The 15,855-nt window shown below is 65.7% G+C and carries 20 protein-coding genes; 6 read left to right on the top strand and 14 right to left on the bottom strand.

From position 1 onward, the window contains the following. Positions 1–433 (top strand): cupin domain-containing protein (locus V8U06_RS27665; protein ID WP_427143412.1); only part of this gene is annotated, 433 nt, incomplete at its 5' end. Between the two features lie 3 nt (positions 434–436). On the opposite strand, the gene V8U06_RS27660 is transcribed toward V8U06_RS27665, so the two are convergent. From V8U06_RS27660 to V8U06_RS27650, 3 genes are all read right to left on the bottom strand, one after another. Continuing rightward, positions 437–1,036, bottom strand: coding sequence for a hypothetical protein (locus V8U06_RS27660; RefSeq protein ID WP_427143411.1), 600 nt, complete (start codon positions 1,034–1,036; stop codon positions 437–439). A gap of 49 nt (positions 1,037–1,085) precedes the next feature. Next, positions 1,086–1,892 (bottom strand): DUF6030 family protein, encoded by an 807-nt coding sequence (locus V8U06_RS27655; RefSeq protein ID WP_427143410.1) that lies wholly within the window; start codon positions 1,890–1,892, stop codon positions 1,086–1,088. Between the two features lie 120 nt (positions 1,893–2,012). Continuing rightward, positions 2,013–2,933, bottom strand: coding sequence for a LysR substrate-binding domain-containing protein (locus V8U06_RS27650; RefSeq protein WP_427143409.1), 921 nt, complete (start codon positions 2,931–2,933; stop codon positions 2,013–2,015). A gap of 93 nt (positions 2,934–3,026) precedes the next feature. On the opposite strand from V8U06_RS27650, the gene V8U06_RS27645 reads away from it, so the two are divergent. From V8U06_RS27645 to ubiG, 4 genes are all read left to right on the top strand, one after another. After that, the gene (locus tag V8U06_RS27645; protein ID WP_427143408.1) at positions 3,027–4,169 is read left to right on the top strand and encodes an iron-containing alcohol dehydrogenase; all 1,143 of its coding nucleotides are present in this window, start codon (positions 3,027–3,029) and stop codon (positions 4,167–4,169) included. 9 nt (positions 4,170–4,178) lie between these two features. Continuing rightward, entirely contained in the window at positions 4,179–5,678 is a 1,500-nt protein-coding gene (locus V8U06_RS27640) for an aldehyde dehydrogenase (protein WP_427143407.1), read from the top strand. 29 nt (positions 5,679–5,707) lie between these two features. Further along, a complete protein-coding gene (locus V8U06_RS27635) occupies positions 5,708–6,832 on the top strand; it encodes a mandelate racemase/muconate lactonizing enzyme family protein (RefSeq protein ID WP_427143406.1) in 1,125 nt (374 codons plus the stop codon). Positions 6,833–6,910: 78 nt separating this feature from the next. Then, positions 6,911–7,660, top strand: a complete 750-nt coding sequence (ubiG, locus tag V8U06_RS27630; RefSeq protein WP_427143405.1) for a bifunctional 2-polyprenyl-6-hydroxyphenol methylase/3-demethylubiquinol 3-O-methyltransferase UbiG — start codon at positions 6,911–6,913, stop codon at positions 7,658–7,660. On the opposite strand, the gene V8U06_RS27625 is transcribed toward ubiG, so the two are convergent. The 5 genes from V8U06_RS27625 to V8U06_RS27605 are packed head-to-tail and all read right to left on the bottom strand — an operon-like array spanning position 7,661 to position 10,616. Then, positions 7,661–8,239 (bottom strand): DUF3291 domain-containing protein, encoded by a 579-nt coding sequence (locus V8U06_RS27625; protein WP_427143404.1) that lies wholly within the window; start codon positions 8,237–8,239, stop codon positions 7,661–7,663. Next, the gene (locus V8U06_RS27620) at positions 8,239–8,667 is read right to left on the bottom strand and encodes a DUF1178 family protein (RefSeq protein ID WP_427143403.1); all 429 of its coding nucleotides are present in this window, start codon (positions 8,665–8,667) and stop codon (positions 8,239–8,241) included. The genes V8U06_RS27625 and V8U06_RS27620 overlap by 1 nt, the downstream gene beginning before the upstream one ends. After that, a complete protein-coding gene (locus V8U06_RS27615) occupies positions 8,664–9,521 on the bottom strand; it encodes a carbon-nitrogen hydrolase family protein (RefSeq protein ID WP_427143402.1) in 858 nt (285 codons plus the stop codon). The genes V8U06_RS27620 and V8U06_RS27615 overlap by 4 nt, the downstream gene beginning before the upstream one ends. Before the next feature lie 10 nt (positions 9,522–9,531). Then, entirely contained in the window at positions 9,532–9,789 is a 258-nt protein-coding gene (grxC, locus tag V8U06_RS27610) for a glutaredoxin 3 (RefSeq protein WP_427143401.1), read from the bottom strand. A 35-nt stretch (positions 9,790–9,824) separates the two neighbouring features. Beyond that, on the bottom strand, positions 9,825–10,616 hold the full coding sequence (locus V8U06_RS27605) for a ComF family protein (RefSeq protein WP_427143400.1): 792 nt from the start codon (positions 10,614–10,616) through the stop codon (positions 9,825–9,827). Between the two features lie 60 nt (positions 10,617–10,676). Here V8U06_RS27605 and V8U06_RS27600 point away from each other — a divergent pair, with 60 nt between their 5' ends. Continuing rightward, positions 10,677–11,546: a methyltransferase domain-containing protein gene (locus V8U06_RS27600; RefSeq protein ID WP_427143399.1), complete on the top strand. Its 870-nt coding sequence runs from the start codon at positions 10,677–10,679 to the stop codon at positions 11,544–11,546. Positions 11,547–11,549: 3 nt separating this feature from the next. Here the strand turns inward: V8U06_RS27600 and V8U06_RS27595 are convergent, their stop codons facing one another. The 6 genes from V8U06_RS27595 to V8U06_RS27570 form a co-directional block, all read right to left on the bottom strand. Continuing rightward, positions 11,550–11,723, bottom strand: a complete 174-nt coding sequence (locus tag V8U06_RS27595; RefSeq protein WP_427143414.1) for a Flp family type IVb pilin — start codon at positions 11,721–11,723, stop codon at positions 11,550–11,552. 45 nt (positions 11,724–11,768) lie between these two features. Further along, entirely contained in the window at positions 11,769–12,086 is a 318-nt protein-coding gene (locus V8U06_RS27590; RefSeq protein WP_427143398.1) for a hypothetical protein, read from the bottom strand. 137 nt (positions 12,087–12,223) lie between these two features. Then, complete coding sequence (mutT, locus tag V8U06_RS27585) at positions 12,224–12,646, bottom strand: 8-oxo-dGTP diphosphatase MutT (protein WP_427143397.1); 423 nt, start codon at positions 12,644–12,646, stop codon at positions 12,224–12,226. Further along, positions 12,643–13,401, bottom strand: coding sequence for a GNAT family N-acetyltransferase (locus V8U06_RS27580; protein ID WP_427143396.1), 759 nt, complete (start codon positions 13,399–13,401; stop codon positions 12,643–12,645). Before V8U06_RS27580 ends, mutT begins: the two co-directional genes overlap by 4 nt. Positions 13,402–13,485: 84 nt before the next feature. Further along, a complete protein-coding gene (gene argJ, locus V8U06_RS27575; RefSeq protein ID WP_427143395.1) occupies positions 13,486–14,724 on the bottom strand; it encodes a bifunctional glutamate N-acetyltransferase/amino-acid acetyltransferase ArgJ in 1,239 nt (412 codons plus the stop codon). Positions 14,725–14,777: 53 nt separating this feature from the next. Then, positions 14,778–15,677: a peptidylprolyl isomerase gene (locus V8U06_RS27570; protein ID WP_427143394.1), complete on the bottom strand. Its 900-nt coding sequence runs from the start codon at positions 15,675–15,677 to the stop codon at positions 14,778–14,780. Positions 15,678–15,855 lie beyond the last annotated feature (178 nt).

Here is a 15,855-nt window from a genome sequence, read left to right as displayed (position 1 = left end):
CTATGTCGGACGGCTGGAGGACAGCCAGAATGTCGGCAAGCTGGTCAAGCATCTCGCCGCGCTACCGAAGACGGCGAAGCTGACGGAGACGCATCCGACGTCCTACCGTCCGTGGGGCGGCTATACGTCGGTGCTGAGCGGCGAGCGGTTCCAGGTCAAGCGTCTGTTCGTGACGCCCGGCAAACGGCTGTCGCTACAGAAACATCATCACCGCTCTGAGCACTGGATCGTGGTGCGGGGCACGGCGGAGGTGACGATCGGGGACCGGACCATTCCGCTCAGGGAAAACGAATCCGTCTATATCCCGCAGGGCGAGGTGCACCGGCTTGCCAATCCCGGCAAGATCCTGCTGGAACTCATCGAGGTGCAGACCGGCTCCTATCTCGGTGAGGACGACATCATCCGCATCGAGGACGAGTTCGGAAGAGGGTGAGCCTTACCGCGTGATGCGGGGCGGGCATCGGCGGAGCGTCAGGCACACGGCGTCCCGCCAGATGCCGGAAAATTTCTGCATCGCCTTGTCCTGCGCATCCTGCAGGCGCGGTGTCGCCGCCCAGCCGAAGCCGGCGGCGATCAGCGTTTCGGCAACGTCTTTGCCGCGCGAACGGCAGGTGACGAAGGAGACCCGGCCGCCACGAAAATCCTCGTTGCAGAACAGCGTGCGGCCGACGACCATCCCGTAGAGCAGCATCTTCGACCGGCGGCCGCAAACCACGATGGCGCCGTCGACGTTGCGGCAGAGCCGTTTCGAATCGACCGGCACGATATCCGTCAGAACATAGATGCGCCCGCGATCCTCGAAGGAGGCGCCGTCGAGCACCACGGCGCGGCTGCTGACGGGAATGCGCAGCAGGATCGGAATGGGCGCGACCGCAATCCGCTCATAGGTCTGTTTGCTGCGGTCGATGCGCACCGGATGATCGGTCCAGATCGCCTCTTCCGAGGCGGAGCCGGGGCGCAGTTCCGCGGCCAGGACCGGCAGGGCGGCGAGCAGGGCGAGTGCGCCTGCACAGAAACCTCGTTTGCCCGCCCTCATTCATGCTCCTTGCCGATCCCGCGCATGGTGGCGGGAAACCACGATTTCCTCAATGGGTTCCATCCAGGTTTTTCGGCAGCGGCAGCCATTGGGCGCGGTCGAAATAGTCCGGCAGGTAGGAATCGGGCTTACGGGTGCGATCCGGCGTGATGGTGAAATTGTAGCGCGGCGTCTCGCCGAACGTCTCCTTCTTGAACTGGAGGCGGTTGCCCAGACGCACAATGTCGAATTCCTTCAGCTCGCGGATATCGGCGAGAATGTCGGGTGCGCTTTGCCAGCGCACCTCCTCCAGGAATATTTCGATGGTGCGCACGGCTGCGTCGATCACGGCGTTCTGCGTGGCCGGGTTTTCGATGTTGAGCTTGATGCGGAAGGAGGAGACGTGGGTCTCGGCATTGCCGCGTACCAGAAGGAAGGCGGAGGAGGGGCCGCCCTCGCCATCGCCGTCATTCGGGAAGTCACGGGTGGACTGGCATTCCCAGTTGCTTGCATCGAAGGCGCCGGCCTTCCAGCCCGAATTCTCGAAGCCGCCCGCCCGCAGCGCTTCGCAGAGCGCTTCCGGCGCCTTGCGGATCGTGCGCACGAACCGGGCTTCGCTCGGCGTTTCGGGAACGAGCATCCGCTCCGGGATGAGGCCGGTTGGGCGCGGCATGCGCTTGCCCTTCATCTCGTAGGATTGCAGGTCCCGGTCGCGGCGGGAGGTGTCGATGGGATCGTAGCCGAAACGGACGAGCAGCAGGTTGAGGTTGCGGTAGTCGTTGGCAAGAAGCACGGTGGCGCTGATCGCGCCAAGCAGCACGAAAGCGAAGAGCCCGAAGACGAGCAAACCGGAACTGCCTTGCCTGCGCTCCCTCATGCCGAACCGTGCCGTTGCCCGTGACGCTTTGGCGGGTGCCTTCTGGAGGCCGTAAAAGCCGTCGATCCGCCGATCTGGTGATCTGATAGGCCACAAGCCGGGTGCCTGCAAGCGGCCTGCTTACGGCTGCGGGCGGGCGGTGCGCAGGCTTTCGTGCAGGGCCAGCACTTCCGGCGGCGCGCTGCGGAACTTCGGCAGCCCGAGATGATAGCCGTAGCCGGTGACGAGGCTCGCCTCGCCGAGCCGCACAAGGGTGCCGTTGGCCAGCTTGTCGGCGATGAGGCCGAGGCTGCCCAGCGCCACCCCGTCGCCGCTGACGGCCGCGTCCACGACCAGCGCATAGGTGGAAAAGGTGAGGTGCGGCCGCGGCATGCGGCGGAGCGTTTCGGGCGCGACACGCTCCAGCCAGGGTCGGAAGGAAATCCAGTTGGCGTTGAAGCGCTCGTAGTCGATGAGGTCGAGACTTGCGAGATCGGCAGGGACGAGCGCCGCTGCCTCCAGCCCCTTGCGTGAGAGATAATCCGGCGACGCGACGGGCGCCAGTTCTTCCGCAATGAGCGGCGTCAGGGTCCAGCGCGGATGTTCGCCCGCCGAGTAGAGAATGACGAGGTCGTTGTTTTCGGAGGCAAGATCGCCGGGACTGTCGGAGGTGGCGAGGTGGATGGCGACATCGGGGTTGTCGCGGGCAAAATCGCGAAGGCGGGAACCGAGCCAGAGATGAGAGACGGAGCCACTGGCCGCCAGCGCGATGCTGCGGCCGGTCCCGGTGCGGAAAGGCTCCAGGCTCTCCTCGAGATAATCGAGCGAGGCGCGCACCCGCTGGAACAGCTTTTCGCCGCGGGGCGTCAATGCCAGGTTCTTGCCGCTACGGGTGAAGAGCTGGGCGCCCAGGTGGTCTTCCAGCCCCTTGATGCGGCGGCTGACGGCCGCCTGAGTGATGTTGAGCTCGCGTCCGGCACGGGAAAAATTCATGTGCCGGCAGGCGGCGTCGAAAACACGGAAGGCTTCGAGCGGGATATGGGCGAGCATCGTGGCTTTCATGATCTGAAGTTATCGAAAATCCCGAAAAATCCAAGGATTTGAAAATCTGAAATCGTGATGCAGGGTCTGCGAAAGCATTTCCGGGGACCTGCCGTGACTTTTTCCACCTCATTCGTGTCCGATATCCGTTTTGGCGAAGGCGTTCATGCCACCATCGCCACCTCCGCCGGTGCGCTGGAAGCCCGGGGCGTGCTCGTCGTCATGGACGGCTTTCTCGCTGCAAGCGGTCTTGGCGAGCAGCTTGCCGCCCAGTTCGCCGCTGCAGGGATTGCGGCGGAGTTTTTCTCGGACTTTGCCGGCGAGCCGAAGCTTGCGCATGTTCAGGCGGCCAGCGACGCGGCACGGGGCAAGGATCTCGTCGTCGGTATCGGCGGCGGCTCGGCGCTGGATATCGCCAAGATCGCGGCCTGCGTCGCAGCGGCGGACGAAGCGCCGATGCATTATGCGCTGGCAGCCCATCCCCTGCCGAGAAAGCCGCTGAAGAAGATCATGGTGCCGACGACGGCGGGCACGGGCTCCGAAACCTCCGCGACGACGATCTTCGCCGGGCCTGAAGGCAAGAAGCTCTGGATCTGGGGCGCTGAAACCAAGGCTGACCTCGTGTTGCTCGATCCCCTATTGACGGTGACGCTGCCGGCGACCCTGACCGCCTGGTGCGGCCTCGATGCCTTCGTGCATGCCTTCGAGGCGGCGACCAATCGCAATGCTCATGGGGGCGCCGCACTCTATGCCCATGCCGCCCTCCGCCTGCTGACGGAGGCCTTGGAGACGGCGGTGAAGAACCCGGCGGATATCGACGCGCGCGGCAAGGTGCTGCTCGGTTCGTGTTACGCCGGCATCGCCATCGACAATTGCGGCACGGCCATCGCCCACAACATCAGCCATGCGCTTGCCGGCCTTGCCCCCGTTCATCATGGGCTTGCCACGGCGCTCGGCTTCGAGGCGACGCTGGCCTGGCTTGCCGAGGCCGATACGGCCGATCTCGCCGCCGCCGCGCATGCCTGCGGCCTTTCCGATGCGGCGCTGCTGCCGGGTTTCGTCAGCGATCTCATGGACCGCTGCGGCATCGCACGTGCGTTGCCAAAGGCCTTTTCGGCCTTTTCGGCCGACGACCTTGCCCGCGAGATGCGCGCACCGGAAAACCAGCCGATGCGCCGCTCGACGATCCGCGACGTCTCCGACGCCGACATAGACAGGATCGCGGCCGCGATGATCGCCTTACCCAAGACGCTTTGAGGACCAGACATGAGCGAACACCATGACCGCGCCTATTGGGAAAAGCGCCTTTCCGGCCTTTCGCTGGCGCGTGGACATTTCATCGACGGCGGGACGCAGCCCGCCGTGTCCGCCCGCACCTTCACCCGCACCCGCCCGATGGATGGCCAACCGGGCGCGGTACTCGCGAAAGGCGACGGGGCCGATGTCGATCTCGCCGTGATGTCGGCGCGAAAGGCATTCGAGAGCGGCGTCTGGCGGGGCAAGGAGCCGCTCGAGAAGAAGGCGATCATGCTGCGCTGGGCGGAGCTGATCCGCACGCACGGCGAGGAGCTGGCGCTTCTGGAGACGCTCGATGTCGGCAAGCCGGTGCAGGCGTCGCTCGGCGTGGATGTGCGGCTGTGCGCCGACGGCATCCAGTATTATGGCGAGATGATCGACAAGCTCTATGACGAGATCGCGCCGACCGGGCCGAAGGCGCGGGCGCTCGTCAGGAAGGTGCCGCTTGGCGTCGTCGCGGCGATCACGCCGTGGAACTATCCGATGATCATCGATGCGTGGAAACTCGGCCCGGCAATTGCCGCGGGCAATTCCGTCGTGCTGAAGCCGGCAGAGCAATCCTCGCTCTCGGCGCTGCGGCTGGCGGAGCTTGCGGTCGAGGCCGGCCTGCCTGCCGGCGTCTTCAACGTCGTCACCGGGTTCGGCGAGGAGGTGGGCAAGCCGCTGGCGCTGCATATGGACGTGGACATGGTCGCCTTCACCGGCTCCACGGAGGTCGGCAAGCTGATCATGGGCTATGCGGCGCAATCGAACCTCAAGCGCGTGGCGCTGGAACTGGGTGGCAAGTCGCCGCTGGTCGTCTTCGAGGATGCCGATCTCGATGCGGCCGCCAGCGCGGCCGCCTGGGGCTGTTTCTATAATTCGGGGGAAACCTGTCATGCGGCAACGCGCCTCGTCGTGCAGCGTTCGGTGCAGCGGGCGCTGATCGAGAAGATCGAAGCGGTGGTCAAACGCGAGATCACGCTGGCCCACCCCTTCGAGCCGGCTGCGCAGATCGGCGCGCTGATCGAGGCGGAGCACATGGAGAAGGTGCTCGGTCTCGTCGCCATCGGCGAAAAGGAGGGCGGGCGCCGCGCCTTCGGGGCGGAACGGGTGCTGTCGGAAACGGGAGGATACTATGTCTCGCCCGGCGTCATCGCCGATGTGACGAACGACATGCGCATCGCCCGGCAGGAGATTTTCGGCCCGGTGCTGGCGGCCATCGCCTTCGACACGGAGGCACAGGCGCTCGCTATCGCCAATGACACGGTCTACGGCCTCGCCGGGGCAGTCTTCACCCGCGACATGGACCGGGCGCATCGTTTCTCCGAGGCGGTTCATGCCGGTACGGTCTGGATCAACACCTACGACATGTCGAATTTCGCAACGCCTTTCGGCGGGTTCAAGCAGTCGGGCTTCGGGCGCGACCGTTCGGTGCACGCGATCGACAAGTACTGCGACTACAAGACCATCTGGCAGCAGTTCGGCTAAGCGGCGTTCAGCGAAGACAAGGGGAAGCCATGAGCAGGATCGTTTCCATCGGGATCAGCCACCACCGGCTGCCGCTCGACCCGCCGTTCAAGGCGAGCTGGGATGGCCGCCCCCGCCGGCATTTCGACGCCACCATCGTGCGGGTGCACGACGACGAGGGGCGTGAGGGCATCGGCTCCGGCGATCTGATGAAGGGGTTCGAGGGCCACGAGGACCTGTTTGTCGGCCAGGATCCGCGCCATCTCGAACGGCACTACGAAGTGCTCTCGCATATCAACTTCCATTACGGCCGCTGCTGGCCGCTCGACCTCGCGCTCTGGGATCTTGCCGGCAAGGTCACGGGCGAGCCGGCCTGGCGCATGCTGGGCGGGCGGGCCGACCGGGTGCGGCTCTATGCCTCTTCCGGCGTGCTGCGCGCGCCTTCCGCCATGGCGGATCAGGCGGAACGCTATCTTGCCGAAGGTTTTCCGGCGATGAAGGTGCGCTTCTCCTCCTCCGCGGGCGGGCGCAACGGCTGGCGGGAAGATGTGAAGGCGCTGGAGGCGATCCGCGCACGGGTCGGCGACCGGCTGGACCTGATGGTCGATTGCAATCAGGGTTGGCGCATGCCCTGGGACACGACGCTACCCTGGACGTTCAAGGATGCGCTGGTCGTTGCGCGGGAGCTGGAGCGGCTCGGCATCTACTGGATGGAGGAGCCGCTTCACCGCTCCGACCGCAAGGGCATGAAGGCGCTGAAGGACGCGACGGATATCCGTATTGCCGGCGGCGAGATGACGCGCGAACTCTACGAATTCCGCGATATCATCGAGGAGCGTGCTTTCGACGTGATCCAGCCGGACGTCGCGCTGGTGGGTGGCATTACCGGCTGCCGGCGGCTCGCCTTGCAGGCCCGCGAGGCCGGCGTGACCTTCACGCCGCATTCCTGGACGAACGGTATCGGCGTGCTCGCCAATGCGCATCTGACGGCGGGCGCGGGCGATGCGCCCTTCCTCGAATATCCCTATGACGCGCCGGAATGGAGCGAGGATCGTCGCGACTATCCGCTGAAGACGCCGCTGCGTCATGAAAACGGCTGGCTTCTCCTGGGCGAGGCGCCCGGCCTCGGGATCGCTCTCGACGAGGAAAGGCTTGAGGCGACCTGCATCGGCTGAGCCGCTTCACTTCGCCCCCTTGACATCCGCCCCGTGGAGGCCGACTTCACGGGGGACAGGACGCGAAGGAGACGAGCCATGAGCGAGGCAGCCCGCACGACGATCGACCAGGCCGAAGTCGACCGCTTTTCGGCCATGGCCGCGGAATGGTGGGATCCGACCGGCAAGTTCCGGCCGCTGCACAAGTTCAATCCCGTTCGCCTGACCTATATCCGCGATCTCGTTTCCGCCCAGTTCGGCCGCGATCCGAAGGCGCACCGCCCGCTCGAGGGGTTGCGCATTCTCGATATCGGTTGCGGCGGGGGACTGCTCTCCGAGCCGATGGCGCGCATGGGGGCGGACGTGCTCGGCGCGGATGCGTCGGAAAAGAACATCGGTATTGCGAAGGCCCATGCGGCGGGCAGCGGCGTGCCGGTCGACTACCGCGCCGTGACGGCCGAGGCGCTGGCGGAGGCCGGTGAGACCTTCGACGTGGTGCTCAACATGGAGGTGGTCGAGCACGTCGCCGACGTCGACTTCTTCCTCACCACCTGTGCCTCGATGGTGCGTCCCGGCGGCATGATGTTCGTCGCCACGATCAACCGCACCATGAAGGCGGCGGCGCTGGCGATCTTCGCGGCGGAGAACGTGCTGCGCTGGCTGCCGCGCGGAACCCATCAGTATGAGAAGCTGGTGCGTCCGGAGGAGATCGAAAAGCCGCTCACGGCGTCCGGCTTGACGGTCACCGACCGCACCGGCGTGTTCTTCAATCCGCTCCTCAACCAGTGGAACCTTTCGAAGGACATGGACGTCAACTATATGCTGGTGGGGCGCCGCGCCTCTGCCTGATCAGGGTTTCAGCGCTTTCGTCGCCGCGAGCAGGTCGTCCTGGCCTGCCGCATTGCGGCCGGCCATCGCCTTCACCGCCTCGCGATCGACGACAACGGCCTTGCCGTCGGGACAATAGGGCGCCTTGAAGGTGAAGGCATGGGGTGTCGGGCCGTGGTCGTGGAGATGCTCCAGCCGCGCGGCGCCATCCGCCCAGACCGGCCGTGCGCCTTCCACCACCCACCAGAGCACGAGCGCCGGCCAGGCCTGCCGCTGGTTCCAGTTGCGGGCGTGCTTCAGTGCGTCGGCATGAACGCCGCTATAGGTGAAGGCCATCAACGCTTCGAGATCCGCCCAGAGCGAGAGGGAGGAGGGCGCATCCGTAAAGCCGCTGCCGGCGATGAAACGCGGATAGACCTTTTCGCCCCAGCTTTCGGGCCCCGGCACGTCCTCGTAACCCGAGCGGCCGACATAGCCTTCCGCCCGGCTGGCCGCTTCGAAATTCAGCGGTTCGCGCAGGCGAAAACCTTCGACGCGCGGGCTCTCGTAGTTGTCGACATGAAGGCCGAAATTGTAGACGGCGAGATGGTGGCCGCGCATCAGTTCGTATCGTCGGGAAGGACGGGAAGCGGCGCGACTTCGACGCCTTCTTCCAGAAGATCGCGCACCTCGTCGGCCGTCGCCCGGCCGATCAGGCCACGCTGTTCGGCCTCGCCATAGTGGATCTTGCGGGCTTCCTCGGGAAAACGCTCGCCGACATCCTCGGAATTGGCGCGGATGGTGGAGACGATGTCCCTGAGCTTCGACATCATCTCGCGCTGGCCGGTCTGGACGGCAAGGTCCTGACGCTGCTGCTTCTTGCGGGCAGTGGAGACGGACGGCGCCATCAGGCGCTTGGCGACATGGGCCGAGCCGCAGGACGGGCAGGACACGAGCGACATCTTCTGCTGGCGGTCGAAATCGTCCGCCGAACCGAACCAGCCCTCGAAGGCGTGCCCGTTGTCGCAGGAGAGTTCGTAGCGGATCAAGCGGCAACGCCTCCCTTCCCGGGAGCCTCCGTGCCCTCAAGGGTGAAGGCGCGGCCGTTGCGCAGGTTCGGAATCTTGTCACGTGCGGCCTTGACGGCGGCAATGTCGATCTCCGCCATGACGATTGTCTCGCCCGTGCCGCCGGCAGCGGCGAGCACCCGGCCCCAGGGATCGACGATCATGGAGTGACCGAAGGTCTCGCGTCCGTCCTCATGCACGCCGGCCTGCGCGGCGGCGATGACGTAGACGCCGTTTTCGATGGCGCGGGCGCGCAGCAGGATTTCCCAATGCGCCTCGCCCGTCTGGCGGGTGAAGGCGGCGGGAACGGAGAGAATCTCGGCGCCGGCCTGCGCCTCGGCCTTGAAGAGTTCGGGAAAACGCACATCGTAGCAGATGGCAAAGCCGAGCCGGGCAAAAGGCAGGTCGACCACGCGCGCGACGGCGCCCGGCGAGTAGACCGCGCTCTCGCGCCAGCTTTCGCCATTGTCGAGATCGACATCGAACATGTGGATCTTGTCGTACCGGCAGATCCTTGCGCCATCCGGGCCGAAGAGGAAGCCGCGGTTGGCGACCTTGCCATCGGCGAGCGCGATGGCCGTCGAACCGACATGGAGATGAACGCCGAGTTCAGCCGCAAGCTCCGCGCTCGCGGAGACCACGAGATCGTCCGCTTCCTGGCGCAGGATGGACCGCAGGCCCGCGCGGTCGCGCTGCAGGGCGCCGGTCATTTCCGGCGTCTGGATATAGGTCGCGCCCTTTTCGGCCGCTTCGCGCACGAGACGCCGCATGGTCTCCACGTTGCGGACGGGGTCCGTTCCGGAGCACATCTGGATCGCGGCGACCGTGACTGTCATGGATATCTCCTCAGGCGGCCAGCAGCGCGTCGAGTTCGCCGGCGCGTTCCAGCGCATGCAGGTCGTCGCAGCCGCCGACATGGCGCTCGCCGATGAAAATCTGCGGGAAGGTGTTGCGGCCATTGGCGCGCTTGATCATTTCCTGGCGCACCTCGGGTGCGTAGGTCGCGTCGTGTTCCTCGAAGGTCACACCCTTGGTTTCGAGGAGTTTCTTGGCGGCGCTGCAATAGCCGCAGAACTGACGCGTGTAGATGACGACCGAAGCCATGCTGTCCTGCTCCAAAGCTTGAAAAACCTTGTCTTTCATATAGGTCCGGGAAGCGCCCTTGCAAAGGTCAAAACGGTCACATCCAGAACCCCGGCCTGCTTCAGCGCGCGGGTGACGGCGGCGACCGTCGCGCCGGTCGTGTAGACATCGTCGACGAGGATGACGCGTTTTCCGAACAATGCCTCGCGCCCCTTGGGCGTGATGGAGAAGGCGCCGCGCACATTATCCTCGCGGGCCCGCGGTCCAAGACCGATCTGGCGGCGGGTGCGTTTCGTGCGGCGCACGGTGTCGATCAGCACGGGCTTTGCGGCAAGCGCGCCGATGGCGCGGGCAAGCTCGGCCGACTGGTTGAATTTGCGCCAGAGAAGGCGCAGGCGATGCAGCGGCACGGGCACGATGACATCCGCCGCCTGCACGGTGCCGTCGCCCGCCCGCAGCATCCATCCCGCCATCATCGGGGCAAGCTCGGTGCGGTCGCTGTATTTCAGGGCATGGACGAGCCCGCGGGCGAGATCGTCATAGAGCGCGACCGAGCGCAGCCGATCGAAGGGCGGCGGGTTGGCGATGGCGTCGGGGCTAAGGATGCCGGGACCGAGATCGTAGGAGAAGGGCGTACCGAGCACCTCGCAATAGGGCCGCTCGATGAAGGAAAGCCTGGACCAGCACTGCGGGCAGAGGGTTGCCTTGCTGCCGAGGAGCACCCCGCAACCGGCGCAGGCGGGCGGATAGATCAGGTCGAGCCCCGCGCCCGCAAGGCCGCGCAGCCGGCGGGAAAGGACCTGCCGGAACGGAACTGCCGGCAATGCCTCGGCCTCGATTTCGCCCATGCGGTTGACAATAGTCGCCCTCACCGGCCAAAGCGAAGGAAATCCGAACAGGACGCGCTCATGGAAACGCTCTTCGACCATGCCCTCATCGACACCAACCGGCTCAGGGCGCTTCGCGCCGGCCCGGCGGATTTCCTGCTCGCCGTGGTGGCGCGGGAGCTGGCCGAGCGGCTCAGCGTCATCGAGCGCCGCTTCGAGCGGGCGGTCGAGCTGCACGGCCATACCGGGGCGACGGCGCGGGCCATTGCGGAAACCGGCAAGGCGGATGTGCTCGAACGCGTGGAGAGCGACCGGCGTTTCGCCCGCCCGGGCGAGGCGCTGACGGTCTCGCCGCTTGAGACGGTGCCGCTGGAGCCGCAGTCGGCGAACCTCATCGTCTCGCCGCTCGCCCTGCATCTCACCAACGATACGCCCGGCGTCTTCGTGCAGATCCGCCGCGCGCTGAAGCCGGACGGGTTGTTCCTCGCGGCAATTCCCGGGAGCGGCACGCTGCAGGAGCTGCGCGAGGTGCTGCTGGCGGCCGAAAGCGAGCTGACGGGTGGGGCAAGCCCGCGGGTCATTCCGTTCCCGGACGTGCGGGATGTCGGTGCACTCCTCCAGCGCGGCGGTTTTGCCCTGCCGGTGACGGACAAGGAGACCTATACGGTCCGCTACGATTCGATCTTCCCGCTGATGAAGGACCTTCGGGCCATGGGCATGGCCAATCCGCTGACGGGCCGCAGCCGCCGGCCGCTGACGCGCGGCATCCTGTTGCGGGCGGCGGAACTTTATGCGGAGCGGTTTTCCGATGCGGACGGGCGCATCCGGGCAACGTTCTCGGTGATCTATGTTTCGGGCTGGGCGCCGCACGAGAGCCAGCAGAAGCCGCTGAAACCGGGCTCGGCGACGATGCGTCTTGCCGACGCGCTCAAGCAGACCGGGCGGGAATAGACGCTACGGCGTCTGCTGCATGCTGTTGCTGACCGTCATGAAGGTGTTGTTCAGCGAGTTGCCGAAGGTCGAAGCGCCGGCGATCAGGCCCACGGAGATGAGGGCGGCGAGGAGGCCGTATTCCACGGCCGTGGCGCCGCTCTTGCCCGAGAGGAAGGATTTCAACAACCTGGTCATCATCCATCTCTCCTGGGGCGTCTTGCGCCGCCTGTTCCGCCCGGCTCAGCAGCCGGTGCTCGTTCCGTTGCCGTTGACGATGCAGACGGCTCCCGGCATTTCCTGCAGCACGCTGCGGCGGACCGTGTAGCGCTTTGCGCCTTCCGTCGGGATCGAACCCGTCGAGATCATGTCGAAGTCATCCGGCACGTTGGCGATCATGCGCTTGTCGGTCTTGGCGGAAAGAACCGGCGTCAGGACAAGGGCAAGGGCGATAACGGCCGTACCGAAGAGCAGGGCGAGGTTCAGCGCGCCGGTCCGGGTGTCGCCGGCCGGCGTGAAATCCTTCTCCTGAACGGCTTTCCAGAAGTCTTCGTCACGCATCACAGGGTCTCGTAAGCATTCATTGCAACGTTAAGCCCAATCTTTGAACGAGGGTGCTAAACGATTGCTTAACGGAGACTAAAAAATTGAATGTAAATCCCTGCCGTGAACAGGTTCGGCGGCAGGCGGGGAACGGCTCAGAGCAGGTCCATCAGGAAGGGGATGAGCGGTTCATCGGCCGGCGGCATGGGATAGTCGCGCAGCGCCTTGGGCCGCACCCACTTGATCGCCTGGCCCTCGCGGCCCTGTGCCGTGCCCTCGAAGCGGCGGCAGACATAGAGCGGCATCAGAAGGTGGAAGTCGTCATAGGTGTGGCTGGCGAAGGTCAGTGGGGCAAGGCACGGGATCTTCGTCTGGATGCCGAGTTCCTCGTCCAGTTCGCGGATCAGCGTTTCCTCGGGCGTTTCACCCGGCTCGACCTTGCCGCCCGGGAACTCCCACAGACCGGCCAGCGACTTGCCCTGCGGGCGCTGCGCCAGGAGAACGCGGCCGTCGGCGTCGACCAGCGCGCAGGCGGCCACCAGCAGGATGCGGCGGGGTTGGGCGATCGTCTCGGTCATGCCGCGGCAGGTTCCCGGTAGCTGTAGGTATAAACGTCGGAAAAGCCGGCGCGGCGGTAGAGCGCGACGGCGGCGGCATTGTCGGCTTCCACCTGCACCCAGGCATGGCGCGCGCCCTTGAGCTTCGCCCAGCGCAGGCTGGCATGCAGCACGGCGGTGCCGAGGCCCTGGCCGCGGCGTTCCTCGGCAACGCCGAGCTGCAGGATGCCGGCAAGGTCGTTGTCCTGCACGGCGAGCGTCACGGCGGTCGGACCGAAATCCGGGTCCTCGAAGATGAAGAGACCCGTTTCCGGCTTGATGGCATTGATGATTTCGGTGAGGCCCGGCTTCAGGGCCGGGTCGTCGCCGGCGACGCGGATACGCGCGTCGACGAAGCGGCCGACATCGCGGCTCGGCAAATGATCCATGCCGTCGTCGCGCGTGAGCGTCGCAAGATCGGCCATCATCACGATCGTGTGGCCGATGTCGGCCCAGCCGGCCGCGTCCATATAGGCGACGAGCTTTGCCGGCGTCAGCGGCGTCTGGCGCACGAGCAGCGGACGGCCGTAATCCGCAAAGCGCTTGGCGGCCTTTTCGAGGCGGATGTCTATGTCGCGCGTGTCGGAGGGATCGAGCGGATTGACGGAGTTCAGCCGGCGCGAGGGATGGCCTGCCGTCAGCCGGCAGAGCCAGCTTCCGTCATACTGCACGCTGGCTGCCGGCCACGCGCGAAAACCGACGGCTTCCAGCCGCCGGACTTTGGGAAGATCGCTCATCGTCGTCTTTTTTCCGGAAGGGGTCACGCTGTCCGGGCCTCGATTCCTGTCCAGTGCCGGGCGTTCGCCGCCGCACGTCCTGCTTTAGCTGCGATAGTCGCCGTTGATCTCGACATATTCCTTGGTGAGGTCGCAGGTCCATACGGTCGCGCGGCCCGTGCCGAGACCGATCTCGACGCGCACGGGAATGTCCTCGCGCTTCATCACGGCGGTGGCGGCGGCTTCGGAATAGGCGGGATCGCGTTCGCCATCGACGGCGACGCGCACGTCGCCGAACCAGATGGCGAGACGGTCGCGGTCGGCCATCTCGCCGGACTTGCCGACGGCCATGACGATACGGCCCCAGTTGGCGTCCTCGCCGGCGACGGCGGTCTTGACCAGCGGGGAATTGGCGATGGAGAGCGCGATGCGCTTGGCCGCGTCGTCGCTTTCGGCGCCCTCGACGGTGATTTCCACCATCTTGCGCGCGCCTTCGCCGTCACGGACGACCTGAAGGGCGAGATCGCGCAGGAGGTCGTTGAGGGCGGCGCGGAAGCCGTCGAGCGATGCGTCGTCGGCCGTTACCGGCGTCTGGCCGTCAGCGGCGGCGGCGCCGGTCGCGAAGAGCATCAACGTGTCGGAGGTCGAGGTGTCGCTGTCGACGGTCACGGAATTGAAGGTCGGACCGACGCCGGCCGAGAGCAGCGATTGCAGCACGGCGGCGGGAATATCCGCATCGGTGACGACGAAGGACAGCATGGTCGCCATGTCGGGAGCGATCATGCCGGCGCCCTTGGCGATGCCGTTGATGGTGACGGTGACGCCGCCGAGGTCGGCCGTGCGTGTGGCAACCTTCGGATAGGTGTCCGTGGTCATGATCGCTTTGGCGGCCTCGAACCAGAAGTCTTCCGTACCGGAGGCGGCAAGGCTGTCGAGAACGCCGGAGAATTTCGTCGCGTCGAGCGGTTCGCCGATCACGCCGGTGGAGGCGAGGAAGATTTCGCCTTCGCTGCAGCCGATCGCCTTGGCGGCGGCTTCCGCCGTCATCCTGGTCGATTCGCGGCCCTTGCGGCCGGTAAAGGCATTGGCGTTGCCGGAATTGACCACGACGGCGCGGGCGACGCCACCGGAAAGGTTGGCGCGGCAGAAGTCGACCGGGGCGGAAGGGCACTTGGAGCGCGTGAAGACGCCTGCGACCGCTGCGGGGCGATCGAAGACCATCATCAGCACGTCCGTCCGGTTCTTGTACTTGATCCCGGCGGCGGCGGTTGCCATGCGCACGCCGCGTACGGGCGGCATGTCGGCATAGGTTTTCGGTGCGAGCGGCGAGATGGAACCGGACATTCGTGTTTTCCTGCGGGAAGAAAGGCCCGGCGAGAGCGCCGGGCCGTTGTTGCTTACTGCTGGCCTTCGGTGGCCGGGGCGGCTTCGCCTTCACCTTCGGCAGCCGGCTTGTTGACCGCGTCATAGGCGGTCTTCAGTGCGGCGTCCTTGATGTCGACCGGAGCGGCGGCCTTGGCCTTTTCCAGAAGCTCCAGATACTTGTCGCGCATGACGAGCTGACGAACCTGGCCTTCGACCTGGTCCAGCGCCGGGGGCTGCTGCTTGCGCTTGTCTTCCACCTTGATGACGTGGAAGCCGAACTGCGTCTTGACCGGCTCCTTCGAATAGGCGCCCTTTTCAAGAGCGAAGGCGGCCGCCTCGAATTCCGGAACCATGCGGCCCTTGGCGAAGTAGCCGAGGTCGCCGCCTTCCGACTTGTTCGGGTCGGTCGACTTTTCCTTGGCGATCTCGATGAAGTCCTTGCCGGCATCGAGGTCCTTGATGATGGCCTTCGCTTCTTCCTCGGTCTTGACGAGGATGTGGCGGGCGCGGATCTCGTCTTCCGGCGTGATGGCGGCGACTTCCTTGTCGTAGCGAGCCTTCACCTCTTCCGGCGTGACGGCGTCGACGACGTGCTTCTTGAAATAGGCGTTGTGCAGTTCGCGGTCGGTGAGGAACGCCAGGCGCTGCTTGAAGTCGGCGCTGTCCTTCAGGCCTTCCTTGTCGGCGTCGGCTGCCAGCAGCTTGACGTCGATGATGGAGGAGAGCGCGGCGACGCGCTTCTGGTCGTCCGGCAGGTTGGCGAGCTGCGGGTCGAGGCCGGCGATGGCCAGCTTCAGCTCCGATTCGTGGATCTCGACCGCGCCGACCTTGGCGACGACCGGGTCCGCGGCAGCGTCTTCCGCACGGACGCTGGTGCTGGCGGCGGCGATCGCGATCAGGGCGACTGCCGCGAGCTTGCTGTACTTGAACATTACGAAAAGACCTTTCACATCCTCGCCGGAATCGGGTCGATATCCGGTGCCAGACGGCTCAACACCACCAGAATGTGGCAGTTGTGCAACCGCCAGAGCCGTTGACATCATTCGACCCCCCTCTTATCTGTCACGCAATCCCGCGTCCAGAACAGTTTCCGGGCGTTTCACGGCTTTG

This window comes from Shinella sp. G-2, assembly GCF_050172695.1.
Taxonomy (GTDB): Bacteria; Pseudomonadota; Alphaproteobacteria; order Rhizobiales; family Rhizobiaceae; genus Shinella.
This window is presented reverse-complemented; position numbering and strand designations above follow the sequence as displayed.

Bases quoted from the DNA above. Each gene is read 5' to 3' on its own strand.
- V8U06_RS27660 (WP_427143411.1), bottom strand. From the start codon at position 1,036: ATGAGGGCGGGCAAACGAGGTTTCTGTGCAGGCGCACTCGCCCTGCTC.
- V8U06_RS27655 (WP_427143410.1), bottom strand. From the start codon at position 1,892: ATGAGGGAGCGCAGGCAAGGCAGTTCCGGTTTGCTCGTCTTCGGGCTC.
- V8U06_RS27650 (WP_427143409.1), bottom strand. From the start codon at position 2,933: ATGAAAGCCACGATGCTCGCCCATATCCCGCTCGAAGCCTTCCGTGTT.
- V8U06_RS27640 (WP_427143407.1), top strand. From the start codon at position 4,179: ATGAGCGAACACCATGACCGCGCCTATTGGGAAAAGCGCCTTTCCGGC.
- V8U06_RS27635 (WP_427143406.1), top strand. From the start codon at position 5,708: ATGAGCAGGATCGTTTCCATCGGGATCAGCCACCACCGGCTGCCGCTC.
- ubiG (WP_427143405.1), top strand. From the start codon at position 6,911: ATGAGCGAGGCAGCCCGCACGACGATCGACCAGGCCGAAGTCGACCGC.
- V8U06_RS27625 (WP_427143404.1), bottom strand. From the start codon at position 8,239: ATGCGCGGCCACCATCTCGCCGTCTACAATTTCGGCCTTCATGTCGAC.
- V8U06_RS27615 (WP_427143402.1), bottom strand. From the start codon at position 9,521: ATGACAGTCACGGTCGCCGCGATCCAGATGTGCTCCGGAACGGACCCC.
- grxC (WP_427143401.1), bottom strand. From the start codon at position 9,789: ATGGCTTCGGTCGTCATCTACACGCGTCAGTTCTGCGGCTATTGCAGC.
- V8U06_RS27605 (WP_427143400.1), bottom strand. From the start codon at position 10,616: ATGGGCGAAATCGAGGCCGAGGCATTGCCGGCAGTTCCGTTCCGGCAG.
- V8U06_RS27600 (WP_427143399.1), top strand. From the start codon at position 10,677: ATGGAAACGCTCTTCGACCATGCCCTCATCGACACCAACCGGCTCAGG.
- V8U06_RS27595 (WP_427143414.1), bottom strand. From the start codon at position 11,723: ATGACCAGGTTGTTGAAATCCTTCCTCTCGGGCAAGAGCGGCGCCACG.
- V8U06_RS27590 (WP_427143398.1), bottom strand. From the start codon at position 12,086: ATGCGTGACGAAGACTTCTGGAAAGCCGTTCAGGAGAAGGATTTCACG.
- mutT (WP_427143397.1), bottom strand. From the start codon at position 12,646: ATGACCGAGACGATCGCCCAACCCCGCCGCATCCTGCTGGTGGCCGCC.
- V8U06_RS27580 (WP_427143396.1), bottom strand. From the start codon at position 13,401: ATGAGCGATCTTCCCAAAGTCCGGCGGCTGGAAGCCGTCGGTTTTCGC.
- argJ (WP_427143395.1), bottom strand. From the start codon at position 14,724: ATGTCCGGTTCCATCTCGCCGCTCGCACCGAAAACCTATGCCGACATG.
- V8U06_RS27570 (WP_427143394.1), bottom strand. From the start codon at position 15,677: ATGTTCAAGTACAGCAAGCTCGCGGCAGTCGCCCTGATCGCGATCGCC.